This window comes from Parvibaculum sp. (assembly GCF_049651025.1).
Taxonomy (GTDB): Bacteria; Pseudomonadota; Alphaproteobacteria; order Parvibaculales; family Parvibaculaceae; genus Parvibaculum.
The window spans coordinates 43,964-57,103 of the sequence record NZ_JBASBH010000102.1 but is presented as its reverse complement, the minus strand read 5'-3'; the positions used below and the strand labels follow the sequence as shown (position 1 = coordinate 57,103).

Sequence of the window (13,140 nt, the reverse complement as noted above, 5' to 3'; positions counted from 1 at the left end):
ACGGTTATCGAGAACGCCTTTGCCAATAGCTCCTCGGCGATCCTGATTTCGAAAGTGCAGGGCAATGTCGTTGATTATCTGATGCCGCCTCTTTCGCCCGGCGAGTTGAATGTCGGCATCTCGTTTGCGGGCATTTCGCGCGGCCTCGTCGTCGGCCTGGCAACGGGCCTTGCCATGATCCCCTTTGTCGATATGGGCGTCGCGCATCTCTGGGCCATTGTCTTCTTCGCCTTTGGCGCGTCGCTGATGATGTCGCTGCTCGGCATCATCGCGGGCATCTGGTCGGAGAAGTTCGACCATTTGCAGGCCGTCACGAATTTCGTGCTCCTGCCTTTGACCTTTCTCTCCGGCACTTTCTATTCGGTCAGCCAGTTGCCGTCCTTCGCCCATGCAATCACGCACTGGAACCCGGTCTTCTACCTGATCGACGGCTTTCGCTATGGCTTCACCGGCCAGGCGGACGGCTCCGTAACGACCGGCGTCGCCCTCACCATCGGGGTAAACGCGGTCCTCTGGCTCATCAGCGACAGGCTTTTCCGCCGGGGCTACAGGCTGAAAAGCTGAAAGCGGGCTTTCAATATGGTCAATTGCGGTTGAAAAGCCGCAATTGACAGCCCTAGGGCGTCTCCGTAATACTCCATCACTTCTCGGATAGCCGCCGTTTCAGGCGGCTTTTTCTATTGGGCGCATGTTCCATTCGGAGCCTGGCCCCACGAGGCGCGGAGTGATCGCTATGATCCTGAACGGGAAACGACGACGCTGACAGACGATAAGCCGTGCGGCCCAAAAGGTTTGCGCTGTTTAAGGACATGTCTGTCGCTCGGATCTCCCGACCGTCGCCCCGGCCCGCGATGCTCTCCCGACTCTTATGTGAGCCAAGCGGTCCAAGAAAATATGTGAGAAGGACTAGATCGTGATTACGCCTGTTTTGCCGACCTATGCGCGGGCCGACCTGGAATTTGAGCGGGGCGAAGGGCCATACCTCTTCACCACGAGCGGCGAGCGATACCTCGATTTCGGTGCGGGCATCGCGGTGAACGCGCTCGGCTACACGCATCCGGCTCTTGTCGCAGCACTGGTGGAGCAGGCCGGAAAAGTCTGGCACCTCTCCAACATCTACAAGATTCCGGGTCAGGAAAAACTCGCCCGCCAGCTTGTCGACGCAACCTTCGCCGATACGGTCTTCTTCACGAATTCCGGCGCCGAGGCGCTTGAATGCGCGATCAAGATGGCGCGGAAATATCACTATGCGGGCGGTGCGTCGGAACGCCACGACCTCATCACCTTTGAGGGCGCGTTTCACGGGCGCACGCTGGCGACCATCGCCGCAGGCGGCAACGCCAAATATCTCGAAGGCTTCGGCCCGGCTATGCCTGGCTTCGTGCAGGTGCCCTTCGGCGATGTGAAGGCGCTCGAAAAAGCCATCGGTCCGAATACGGCAGGCGTGCTGATTGAGCCGGTGCAGGGCGAAGGCGGCATCCGTGTTCTGCCGAACGAGGATCTGCGCCGCATCCGTGCGCTTTGCGACGAGGCGGGCATTCTGCTTGTACTCGACGAAGTGCAGACGGGCTTCGGCCGCACGGGCCAGCTCTTTGCCCATGAACTTGCGAGCATCACGCCCGACATCATGGCTGTCGCCAAGGCGCTGGGCGGCGGTTTCCCTGTCGGTGCCTGCCTCGCAACCGAAAGCGCCGCACGCGGCATGGTGGTCGGCACGCATGGCTCGACCTATGGCGGCAATCCGCTGGCTATGGCTGTTGCGGGCGCGGCCGTTGCGCTGATGACGAAGCCGGAATTCCTCGCGCATGTGCGCGACATGGGTGTGAAGCTTCGCCAGAAGCTCGCAATGCTTGTCGATCAGCACCCGACCATCATTGAAAGCGTGCGCGGCGAAGCCTTGATGCTGGGCCTCAAAACCCGCGTGACGAATACCGAGCTTGTCGAAGCCTTGCGGGCCGAACACATGCTGACCGTCGGTGCGGGCGACAATGTCGTGCGCTTGCTGCCGCCGCTCATCATCGACGAAACGCATCTCGACGAAGCAATCGAAAAAATCGGCAGGGCCTGCGTGGCGCTTGAGGCGAAAATAGCCGCCGCGCCCGTCAAGGCAGCCGGAGGTGTTGCATGAATCCCCGGCATTTCCTCGATCTCGATGCTGTTGCGCCTGCGGAAATCAGGGGTATCCTCGATCATTCGCGCAGCCGCAAGGCGCAGCGCAACGGGCTTTCCCATGCTGCGCCCGACGCCGACAGCCCGCTGAAGGGCAAGCTTCTTGCCATGCTTTTCGAGAAGCCTTCGACGCGGACGCGCGTGTCATTCGACGTTGCAATGCGCCAGCTCGGCGGCGAAACGCTGCTGCTCAACGGCAACGACACGCAGCTTGGCCGTGGCGAGACGATTGCCGACACGGCGCGCGTGCTTTCGCGCTACGTCGACGCGATCATGATCCGCACGACCGATCACCGGCATCTGATCGAGCTTGCCGAATATGCAAGCGTGCCCGTCATCAACGGCCTGACGGATCGCTCGCATCCCTGCCAGTTGATGGCCGACGTGATGACGTTCGAAGAGCACAAGGGGCCGATCAAGGGCCGCAAGGTTGCCTGGGTCGGCGACGGCAACAACATGGTCACCTCATGGATTCATGCGGCGACGCAGCTCGATTTCGAATTGCAGCTCGCCTGTCCGCCCGAACTCGCGCCCGCGAAGGACGCGCTCGCCTGGGCGCGCAGCAAGGGCGCGAAAGTAAGCGTGACGAGCGATCCTTATGAGGCGGTCAAAGGCGCCGATTGCGTGACCACGGATACGTGGATTTCGATGGGAACGCCTGCCGACAAGGCCCAACATCGCCACAATCTGTTGGCACCTTATCAGGTAAATGCGCGGCTCATGGCCGCCGCCGCCAAGGATGCGATCTTCATGCATTGCCTTCCCGCGCATCGCGACGAGGAGATGACCGCCGAAGTGATCGACGGCCCGCAATCGGTCGTCTGGGACGAAGCGGAAAACCGTCTGCATGCGCAGAAGGGCGTTCTTGCCTGGTGCTTTTCGTGAGCGAAGCGGGGTCCATGGCGTCGGGTGATATGGAGCATGGTCTTTCGGCTGCCGCCGACGATCTCATTCTGCCTTTCCAGATCGAGGGGCTGGGCATTCGCGGGCGCGTCGTGCGGCTTGGGCCGCTCGTCGATCGCGTGCTGACGCAGCATAACTATCCAGAACCTGTTTCGCGCATGCTTGGCGAGGCGCTTGCGCTGACTGCGATGATCGGCTCGGCGCTGAAGTTCAAGGGCCGCTTCACGTTTCAGACGCAAGGCAAGGGGCCGGTCAATCTGCTGGTCGCCGATTATGAAACGCCCGATGACGAGCACAAGGCCGGGCGCTTGCGCGGCTATGCCCAGATGGACGAGTTGCGCCTTGCCGAAATGCTGGATGAGGGACGCACCTCCACAGCCGATCTGCTCGGCGAGGGCTATCTCGCGCTGACCATCGATCAGGGCGACGACATGGAGCGCTATCAGGGCATCGTCGCGCTCGACCCGGCGGGCCTGTCTGAAAGCGCGCATGAATATTTCGCAAGCTCCGAGCAGGTTGCGACGCGCATCCATCTCGCCGCCGGGCCGCTTTTCCAGCGCCGCGCCGACGGACAGGCGGAAACGACATGGCGCGCCGGCGCCATCATGATCCAGCACATCGCCAGCGACGGCGGCCTGACCGGCTATCGCGAAGGCGACGACGAAGCAGTGCCGGATGACGAGGAAGAAAACTGGAACAGGGCGGCGATCCTTCTCGATACGGTCGAGGATCACGAGCTGCTCGATCCAGCCCTTGCGCCCGCGCGCCTTCTCTACCGTCTGTTCCACGAAGACGGCGTGCGCGCCTATGAAGTATCGGAAGTCTCATTTGCATGCCGCTGCTCGCGCGAGCGTACGCGCTCCGTCGTCGGCTCATTCGAGGCTGAAGAAATCGATGAGATGGTAAAAGACGGTATCATCGAAGTGACATGCGAATTTTGCAGCGAAGTGTACCGCTTCGCGCCCGATGAGCTGAAAGAGGGAACGGAATGAAGCTGACCACGATGTCTCGACACGTCGCCGCTGCCGTCATATTGCTGGGTCTTGCCATTCTGCCCGGCTGCGCAAACGAGCCGCCGCCCGCGCCGCAGGCCGCTATCGGCTTCACCGGCAAGCCGATCAAGCTCGATGTCGCGAGCATCGCGGTCGATGAACGCTACAATCCGCCCGGTCGCGCGCCCAATGTCGAACAGCTTCATGCGGTGACGCCGACGACGGTCGCGCAGCGCTGGGCCGATACGCGCCTCGTCGCTGTCGGCACGCGGGGCATTGCGACGCTGACGATCTTCAATGCGAGCGTTGTGGAGTCAAAGCTGCCGGTCAAAGGCGGCCTCACGGGTTTCTTCGGCGACCAGACGGACACGAAGATCACGGCGACGCTGCGCGCGGAGCTTGTCGTCTCGCGTCCGGGCGATCAGGCCGGGGCTTTCGCGACCTACAAGGCCATCGTCAATGCGAGCGGCGAAAAGACGATCCTGCAAAGCGCAAACCTCAATGATCGCGACCGCGCCTATTTTGAACTGATGCAGTTGATTGCGCAGAAGTTCGACGCGGCGCTGAGCGCCGAGGTCAGCCGCACCATGGCGCCCGTGATCCGCTAGTCGCGCGGATCAATTCTGTTTTTGTCCGACATGTTCGGCGAGCCGCGCCATGAAGCGCTCGCATTCCGCAATCTGTGAAAGTGCGATGAATTCATCGGGCTTGTGCGCCTGATCGATGGAACCCGGGCCGCAAACGACTGTCGGAATATCGGCAAGCTGAAAAAGCCCGGCTTCCGTATTGTAGGAAACGGCCTCCGCCGAATTGCATTGCGCGAGCTTCATCACCAGTGTCTCGCCGGGATCGCCATCGGTGGCGGCAAGACCCGGCGATTGCGCCCGCGCCACGGTTTCGATTTTCGCGCCGTCAAAGACGCTGAGCATGCGCGGCAGAACCTGTGCCTCGGCGAAAGCGTTGAAGCGCGTGACGATTTCTTCCGCGTCCGCGTCGGGGAGCGAACGATATTCCCAGAGAAACGAGCAGCTTTTCGGAATGATATTGACGGCCGTGCCGCCCTTGATGATGCCGACGCTGATCGTCGTGAAGGGCGGCGTGAAGCGGCCGGACGCATCGCCGCGCTCGCGCATCTCCTCGCCGAGTTTCATCAGAAAGCCGATAAGCTCGGCGGCATATTGAATGGCGCTGACGCCCTGATGGGTCTGGCTCGAATGAAATTCGAGGCCGGTGACGGTCGTGTAATAGGAGCGAATGCCCTTATGCGCGTTGACGACCTTCATGTCCGACGGCTCGCCGACGATGACGACTTGCGGCTTGGGCAATGTGCGGATGACCGTGTCGATCATCGGCCGCACACCAAGGCAGCCGACTTCTTCATCATAGGAGAGCGCGAAATGGATCGGGATTTCCGGCCCGCGCGCCAGGAAGTCCGGCACGGCGGCAAGCGCGGCACCGATGAAACTTTTCATGTCGCTGGTGCCGCGGCCATAAAGCTTGCCGTCGCGCTCCACGACCTTGAACGGATCGCTCGACCAGTCCTGCCCCTCAACGGGCACGACATCCGTATGGCCCGACAGCACGATGCCGCCCGCGCGATCGGCAGGCCCGAGCGTCGCAAAGAGATTGGCCTTGGTATTGTCGTCATTCGCCACGCGCTGCGAGCTGACGCCGTGGCCCGACAGGTAGTCTTCGACGAAGGCAATCAACTCAAGGTTCGACTTGCTGCTTGTCGTGTCGAACGAGATGAGCTTCGCAATCATCTCGCGCGTGGTGTAGCGCGTTGCGGGCATGTGGCATTCCTTGATTGGGTGGCGCCTACATTACCCGACTTCGCCGTCTTTCACACAGTCCCGTCAAGCCGGACGGAAGATGGGTCCCGGGGACAAGCCCCGGGACGACGCATCATTCTTGATGTGCGCTGCCTCACCAGTGCAAGCCGCGCGTCAGCGCCGCGAGTGCGACCGCCTCGTTCGATGGCTGGTTTTCTCCCGCCACCGGCTTTTCGCCTTTCGCCGCTGCCGAATCCGGGAAGAGGCGGAAGGTGGTGTTGAAGAGGATATTGGTGATGTTGGGTGCAAGTGCCCAAAGCGTTTCGCCGAAAGTACCGAGCCTTGTCGCGATGCGCTTGGGGCGTTCGATGATGCCTTCACAGATCATGTTGGCGGCATCGTCGGGCGAGAGCGTCGGTACATTGTCATACATTTTTGTCGGCGCAATCATCGGTGTCTTCACCAGCGGCATATAGATATTCGTGAAGACGATATTGTTGTGATGAAACTCCGGCTGCGCGCAGCGGGCGAATGCGCCAAGCGCTGCTTTCGACGCGACATAGGCCGAGAAGCGCGGCTGGTTCACCTGCACGCCGATCGAGAGGATGTTGATGATCTGGCCGCGATTGCGTTCCACCATGGCGGGCAGAAAACCCATGATGAGACGCAGCGAACCGAAATAGTTGAGCTGCATCGTCCGCTCGAAATCGTGGAAGCGATCATAGGACAAATGCACCGAGCGGCGGATGGAGCGCCCCGCATTATTGACCAGCACATCGACGCCGCCGTGATCCTTCACGACTTGCGCAACGAGCTTGTCGCAGCTCTCCATATCGGCAACGTCGGCGCTATAGACATGGGCTGTGCCGCCTGCGGCTTCGATTTCCGCCTTGGTGGCGGCAAGTTTTTCAGGATCGCGCGCAACGATGATGACGCGCCCGCCCGCGCCCGCAACCTTGAGCGCCGTTGCATGGCCGATGCCGGACGACGCGCCCGTGATGAGCACCGTCTTGCCGCGCACCGCGCCGGACAGCGAGTGATCCTTGAAGAGATCGGGATCGAGATGGCGCTCCCAGTAATCCCAGAGATAACCGGCATAGGAAGCGAGCGGCGGACACTCGATGCCCGAGCCCTTCAGCGCCTTTTCCGCATCGCGATTATCGAAGCGCGTCGGATAGTTGAAGAATTTCATCGTCGCGCGCGGAATGCCGAAATCGGCAAGCACGCCTTCGACGATTGCGCGCACAGGCGGCAGACGCATCAGGCTGTCGCGCAATCCCTTCGGAATGAAGGCGAACATGCGCGCATCGATACGGACGCTGAATTCAGGCGCACCGGCAGCGCGCGCAAACATGTTGAGGATCTGCCCGACGCGATGGTGTTCGGGATTTGTGAGATGGAAAGTCTGTTTGTTGAGCTTCGGCTTATGCGCGATGTGGTCGAGCGCCTGCGTCACGAAATCGACCGGCACGACATTGAGAAATCCGCCCTCGATGCCGACAAGCGACACCCATGAGGGGATGAGCTTGCGCAGCTTCTTGATGAGGCGGAAGAAAACATAAGGCCCGTCGATCTTGTCGATCTCGCCGGTCTTTGAATGGCCGACAACGACGCCCGGGCGATAAATGCGCCACGGCACTTTCGCCTCCTCGCGCACAACGGCTTCGGAAGCGTGCTTGGTGGAGAAATAGGGATGCTGTCCATTCTCCCATTGCTCGAACATGTCCTCGCGCCACCAGCCGGGGAAAAGCCCCGCCGCCGCGATGGAACTCACATGATGAAAGCAGCCCGCCTTGAGCGCCTCGGCAAGTTCGAGCGCGTGGCGCGTGCCGTCGACATTTGCGGCGAGCTGCGCTTCCTCATCTTCATTCGTGATGTCGTAGATCGCGGCGAGATGGAACACATGATCGATCTTGCCCTTGAGCTTGGCGATCTCGGCGGGCGAAACGCCAAGCCGCTTCTTCCCCAGATCGCCGGTCAGGGCGACGACGCGATCGGCGTCCTTGCCCCAACGCGCGCTCAATTTCTTGAATTTTTCCTTCGAGCCCGGACGCACCAGCACATGGATCGTGCCTTTGCGTTTTGCGATCAGCTCGTCGATCAGATGGCGTCCCAGAAAGCCGGTCCCGCCCGTCACCAGATAACCCATAAGTCCTCCCCTGCGCGGGCGCCTGGCCCTTACGCGCTCTCCCTTGGGGCGCGCCCAACCAGACGGCGGGCGGCCTCCTCCCGCATCGATGCTACGCGAGAACGGGGAAAAGATGCCAGACGGGCGGGCAGGCGAGACTTGACAGACCGGTCTGCGGGAATAACATTTAACTAGTTGGTTAAGTGCGGGTGAGATCAGTCTCGGTCGCGCTTTTGCGGCGCGGGCATCTGGCCGAGGGAGGTCGCCGTGCCATGGCTTGATTGCCGCGAGCGCTTCTGGTCGGCGCAGATTGACCGGCTTGCTCGCTATGTGGAGGAAGAAACATGCCCGCCCAATCCCGGCCCGACCGCACCCAGACTGCTGCGATTTCCGCAGCCGACGCCACGATCAAGCCGAGCCTCACGCTCCGACGCCGGATCAAGGCGCGGCCGGAAGACATCTATGCGGCCTGGACCGACCCGCAAAAAATAGTCCGATGGTGGGGGCCTGCGGGCGCCGAACCTTTGCACGCGCAAACGGATGCATGCATAGGCGGGCGCTTTCGCGTGACGTTCCGCACGCCCGACGGCGAGGAGCATGACGTGAGCGGCATCTATCGCGAGGTGGTGCCGAACGAAAAGCTCGTTTTCACCTGGGAGTGGCGGACCATGCCGGAGCGCCAGTCCCTCGTTACCATCGCGCTCAAAAATATGGGTGATGAAACGCAGCTCACATTGATCCACGAGCAGTTCTTCGACGAGCCCGCCCGCGACCGCCACGAATATGGCTGGACCGGCGCTCTCGACAAGCTCGAAGCCCTCTGTTCGTCTGACCATCGCGAAGAATAAAACGGGAGAGAAACGCATGGCCTATGTAGATGGATTTGTCCTGCCCATTCCGGCGAAGAATGTTGACGCCTACAAGCGCATGGCGCGCAAGGCCAGTAAGGTCTGGAAGGATCATGGTGCGCTCGAATATGTGGAATGCGTCTATGACGGCCTCCATATCAAAGGCATGCAGACCTTTCCGCGCGGCATCAAGGTCAAGCGCGGCGAAACGGTGATCATGGCCTGGATCACCTACAAGTCACGCGCGCATCGCGACAAGGTCATGGCAAAGGTGATGGCCGATCCGCGTCTGGCGGACATGCCGAGCCCGATGCCTTTCGATTCCGAACGCATGCTCTATGGCGGCTTCAAGACGCTGGTTTCGTTCTGACTTCGGTTCAACAAACGACGAGGAGGATTGACGATGGACGCGCACAAGATCGTTTCTCGCGAAGACTGGACTGTCGCCCGCAAGGCGCTGCTGCTGAAGGAAAAAGAATACACGCATATGCGCGATCGGCTGAGCGCGGAGCGGCGCGACCTGCCCTGGGTGAAGGTCGAGAAGACCTACACATTCGAAACGCCAGCGGGCAGGAAGACGCTCGCCGATCTCTTTGACGGGCGCAGCCAGCTTATCGTTTATCACTTCATGTTTGCGCCCGGCTGGGCGGAAGGCTGCCCCGGTTGCTCGCTGCTTTCCGACCATCTCGATGGGCCGAACATGCATCTGCCCCATCACGATGTCGCGATGGTCGCCGTGTCGCGCGCGCCGCTTTCGCAAATCGAACCGTTCAAGAAACGCATGGGTTGGCGCTTCAACTGGGTGTCGTCGCAGGGAAGCGATTTCAACACGGACTATCAGGTCTCGTTCACGGCTGACGAGGTCGCCAAGGGGCCGACCTATTACAACTATGAATTGCGCGAAGACCCGAGCGAGGGCGAAGCGCCGGGCGTCAGCATTTTCTATAAGGATGAAAAGGGACAGATATTCCACACCTATTCGTCATATGGCCGCGGACCGGAAGACATGATCGGCGCGCTTATGTATCTCGATCTGACGCCCAAGGGGCGCAACGAGACGTCACCCATGAACTGGGTGCGCCATCACGACAAATATGAAGAGGTGGCGGCTGGCGCTTGCCATGCTGCGGAGAAATCGGCCTAGGCGCGCCGCTCAGTTCGGCAGATGGGCCGCAAATGGGCAATCGAGCGAGAAGGCGGGAATCTTGACTTCAAGCGTCTCGCCTTTTTCGGTTTCCATCTGATAGGTGCCGAACATGATGCCTGACGGCGTCGCAAGCGGCGTGCCGCTCGTATATTCAAAGCACTCGCCGGGACGCAGCACAGGCTGCTCGCCGACGACGCCGGGGCCACGCACTTCATGCAGATGGCCGGACGCGTCGGTGATCTTCCAGTGCCGTGAACGCAACTGCACCGTCCGCTCTCCGCGATTTTCGATCACGATATGGTAGGCCCAGACATAGTAATTCTGCTCGGGCTCGGACTGATCCTCGAGATATGTCGGCTCCACTTCAATGTGGATGGAGTGGCTTGTGGCGCTGTACATCGTGCGGTCCTTGCCCGAAAGCGTCGGTGAGTCTGGCTGGTGCCGAGGGGCTCGTTCTGCGCTTGCCCCGGCACGTGAATTTTACTGCGAATATCAGGAACCGCCGAACAAATTGGGTCCCTGATCGGTCACATTATCGGCAATCCGCTAACTCACGATTAACAACGTGTGCACGGCTGCCATAGAGTTTGGCTTCAGGCGTGGCGCAATGCCGCGTCGAGGTCCTCGATGATGTCCTGAATATCCTCCAGGCCGACCGACAGCCGGACCATGCCATCACTGATCCCGACAGTCACCCGTTGTTCCGGTGTGAGCCGCTGATGCGTCGTGGTCGCGGGATGGGTAATGAGGCTTTTCGTGTCGCCCAGATTGTTCGAAATCTTGATGACCTCGAGCGCATTGGCAAAGCGGAAGGCGCCTGCCTGGCCACCCACAACATCGAAGCAGACGACATTGCCGCCCATCTCCATCTGCGACATTGCAAGCTCGTGCTGCGGATGGCTCTTGAGGGCCGGATGCAGTACGCGCTCGATCTTCGGATGGGCCTCGAGAAAATGCGCCACAGCCTCGCCGTTGCGCGCATGTTCGCGCACGCGCAGATCGAGCGTTTCGAGGCTTTTCAGCATGACCCAGGCGTTGAAGGGGCTGATCGAGGGGCCCGTCTGGCGCATGAAATTATGCAGGTTCTCGTCGATCCATTTCTTTGACGACAGCACGACGCCGCCAAGGCAGCGGCCCTGACCGTCAATATGCTTCGTCGCCGAATAGACGACGATATCCGCGCCGAGTTCGAGCGGGCGCTGAAGGATGGGCGTCGCGAAAACATTGTCGACCATGAGCAGCGCGCCGACCGAATGAGCGATTTCGGCGACCGCGCGCAGATCGATGATTTCAAGCGAGGGGTTCGAGGGCGACTCGAGAAAAACGATTTTCGTATTGGGCTGGATTGCCTTGCGCCAGGCGTCGAGATCGCGCCCGTCAACCAGCGTGGAGGTGATGCCATAACGCGGCAACAGGTCCTCGACGATGAAGCGGCATGACCCGAAAAGCGCCCGCGACGAAAGCACATGATCACCCGCCCGGAGGCAACAAAGCATTGCCGAGGTGACGGCCGCCATGCCGGTCGCGGTCGCGCGCGCATCTTCCGCGCCTTCAAGCAGAGCCATGCGTTGCTCGAACATGCGGATCGTCGGATTGGCAAAGCGGCTATAGATGAAGCCCGGTTCTTCGTTGGTGAAGCGCTTAACGGCTGCTTCCATCGTTTCGTAGACATAACCGGAGGTGAGGAAAAGTGCTTCGCTCGTCTCGCCGTATTGGCTACGCAGCGTGCCGCCATGGACGAGGTCCGTCCGCGGCCGATATTTTTTGGTCATGTCTATGTCCTGGGGTCTGCCTGTCTTGAAAAACAAAAAACCCCGACCAGCAATGGACAGGGTTCGCAGAACCCGACCACTTTAGCGATTTATTTAACGTGGCCGCAAGCCGGTCGGCTCAAATCACCACGGGAGAATGGGGCGCATTTAATGCTCATCGGCGCGGGGCGTCAAGAACTACCCTGCCTGAGGGCTTCCCGACGGTCGCAGGCGGACCTATAACGGGCATCCGGCAGGCATCAGGCAGAACGATGACGAAAACGGCGGACGATCTCTTCCCTAACCATGACGGCGCGGAAATCAGGCGCGGTCCCGGCCAGTTGCATGCGACCGGCATCCTGCCTGCCCATGGCATTCAGGCGCTGATCCGTGAGCAGGAGATCTGGGCGACGCGCGAGGTCGAGGCAAACCAGATACAGCCCGCAAGTCTGGACCTGCGCCTAGGCGCACAGGCCTATCGGTTGCGGGCGAGTTTCCTTCCCGGCCCCGAACGCGGCGTCATGGAGTGCGTCGAGGAACTGACGCTCCACAAGATCGACCTGGCGGACGGCGCGGTGCTGGAAACCGGCTGCGTCTATCTCGTGCCGCTGGTCGAAGCGCTGGCCCTGTCGGAGCGCACTTCGGCATCCGCAAACCCCAAAAGCTCCACCGGTCGCCTCGACGTATTCACCCGCGTCATCACCGACTTTGGCACCGAGTTCGATCAGGTGGTGGCGGGCTATAAGGGCCACCTCTATCTCGAAATTGCGCCGCGCACCTTTCCCATTCTCGTTCGCTCCGGTTCGCGCCTGGCGCAGATGCGCTTTCGCCGCGGCTCGCATACGAGTTCCGATGCCGAGATGAAGCGGCTGCATGAAGAGGTCAAGCTTGTCGATGGCGAGGCGGATATAGATGGCGGCATCGCGCTCACCGTCAATCTGATGCCCGACAAGGAACACGAGATCGTCGGCTATCGCGCCAAGCGCCACTCCGGCGTGATCGACGTCGACAAGGTCGGCGCTTACGACGTGCTCGACTTCTGGGACCCGGTGCAGGTGCGCCCCGGAAAAGGTCTTATTCTCGACCCGGACGAATTTTACATTCTCGCCTCGCGCGAGGCGTTGCACATTCCCGCGACCCATGCCGCTGAAATGGTTGCCTATAATCCGCTGGTCGGCGAATTCCGCGTTCACTATGCCGGTTTCTTCGATCCGGGCTTTGGCGCGCGCGAAGCAGGCGGGGCAGGCAGCCGCATCGTCCTTGAAGTGCGCAGCCATGAAGTGCCCTTCATTCTCGAACATGGCCAGATCATCGGGCGTTTCGTTCTGGAGCGGCTGACGGATCGCCCCGCCGTGCTTTATGGCGCGGGCCTCGGTTCGAACTATCAGCGGCAGGGCTTGAAGCTCTCCAAGCATTTCAAGCCGCTCTGA

At 60.9% G+C, this 13,140-nt stretch carries 13 protein-coding genes and 1 riboswitch; of the genes, 9 read left to right on the top strand and 4 right to left on the bottom strand.

Annotated features, from left to right (window positions below; translation table 11 throughout):
* The 5 genes from WA943_RS13490 to WA943_RS13470 form a co-directional block, all read left to right on the top strand.
* Window positions 1-564, top strand: a 564-nt coding sequence (locus WA943_RS13490; RefSeq protein WP_424470403.1) for an ABC transporter permease, incomplete at its 5' end; no start/stop codon positions are given.
* A 349-nt stretch (window positions 565-913) separates the two neighbouring features.
* Window positions 914-2,128 carry an aspartate aminotransferase family protein gene (locus WA943_RS13485; protein ID WP_424470402.1) on the top strand — a complete coding sequence of 405 codons (1,215 nt, stop codon included), beginning with the start codon at window positions 914-916 and terminating at the stop codon, window positions 2,126-2,128.
* Window positions 2,125-3,054, top strand: a complete 930-nt coding sequence (gene argF / locus WA943_RS13480) for an ornithine carbamoyltransferase (RefSeq protein ID WP_424470401.1) — start codon at window positions 2,125-2,127, stop codon at window positions 3,052-3,054. The genes WA943_RS13485 and argF overlap by 4 nt, the downstream gene beginning before the upstream one ends.
* Window positions 3,055-3,068: 14 nt before the next feature.
* Window positions 3,069-4,064: an Hsp33 family molecular chaperone gene (locus WA943_RS13475; protein WP_424470400.1), complete on the top strand. Its 996-nt coding sequence runs from the start codon at window positions 3,069-3,071 to the stop codon at window positions 4,062-4,064.
* A complete protein-coding gene (locus WA943_RS13470; protein ID WP_424470399.1) occupies window positions 4,061-4,672 on the top strand; it encodes a hypothetical protein in 612 nt (203 codons plus the stop codon). The genes WA943_RS13475 and WA943_RS13470 overlap by 4 nt, the downstream gene beginning before the upstream one ends.
* A gap of 9 nt (window positions 4,673-4,681) precedes the next feature.
* On the opposite strand, the gene argE is transcribed toward WA943_RS13470, so the two are convergent.
* Both argE and WA943_RS13460 read right to left on the bottom strand, forming a co-directional pair.
* Window positions 4,682-5,857 (bottom strand): acetylornithine deacetylase, encoded by a 1,176-nt coding sequence (gene argE, locus WA943_RS13465; RefSeq protein ID WP_424470398.1) that lies wholly within the window; start codon window positions 5,855-5,857, stop codon window positions 4,682-4,684.
* Between the two features lie 133 nt (window positions 5,858-5,990).
* A complete protein-coding gene (locus WA943_RS13460; RefSeq protein WP_424470397.1) occupies window positions 5,991-7,985 on the bottom strand; it encodes an SDR family oxidoreductase in 1,995 nt (664 codons plus the stop codon).
* A 323-nt stretch (window positions 7,986-8,308) separates the two neighbouring features.
* Between WA943_RS13460 and WA943_RS13455 the strand changes: the two genes are divergently transcribed.
* From WA943_RS13455 to WA943_RS13445, 3 genes are read left to right on the top strand one after another with little or no spacing between them, the layout of a single operon-like run.
* Window positions 8,309-8,812: an SRPBCC family protein gene (locus tag WA943_RS13455; RefSeq protein WP_424470396.1), complete on the top strand. Its 504-nt coding sequence runs from the start codon at window positions 8,309-8,311 to the stop codon at window positions 8,810-8,812.
* Window positions 8,813-8,828: 16 nt separating this feature from the next.
* Window positions 8,829-9,182, top strand: a complete 354-nt coding sequence (locus tag WA943_RS13450; RefSeq protein ID WP_424470395.1) for a DUF1428 domain-containing protein — start codon at window positions 8,829-8,831, stop codon at window positions 9,180-9,182.
* Window positions 9,183-9,215: 33 nt separating this feature from the next.
* Window positions 9,216-9,956, top strand: a complete 741-nt coding sequence (locus WA943_RS13445; protein WP_424470394.1) for a DUF899 domain-containing protein — start codon at window positions 9,216-9,218, stop codon at window positions 9,954-9,956.
* Window positions 9,957-9,965: 9 nt separating this feature from the next.
* On the opposite strand, the gene apaG is transcribed toward WA943_RS13445, so the two are convergent.
* Entirely contained in the window at window positions 9,966-10,358 is a 393-nt protein-coding gene (gene apaG / locus WA943_RS13440; protein ID WP_424470393.1) for a Co2+/Mg2+ efflux protein ApaG, read from the bottom strand.
* 194 nt (window positions 10,359-10,552) lie between these two features.
* On the bottom strand, window positions 10,553-11,731 hold the full coding sequence (gene metZ / locus WA943_RS13435; RefSeq protein WP_424470392.1) for an O-succinylhomoserine sulfhydrylase: 1,179 nt from the start codon (window positions 11,729-11,731) through the stop codon (window positions 10,553-10,555).
* Window positions 11,732-11,791: 60 nt separating this feature from the next.
* A riboswitch (SAM riboswitch) is annotated at window positions 11,792-11,871 on the bottom strand.
* Between the two features lie 111 nt (window positions 11,872-11,982).
* Between metZ and WA943_RS13430 the strand changes: the two genes are divergently transcribed.
* Window positions 11,983-13,140, top strand: coding sequence for a 2'-deoxycytidine 5'-triphosphate deaminase (locus WA943_RS13430; RefSeq protein ID WP_424470391.1), 1,158 nt, complete (start codon window positions 11,983-11,985; stop codon window positions 13,138-13,140).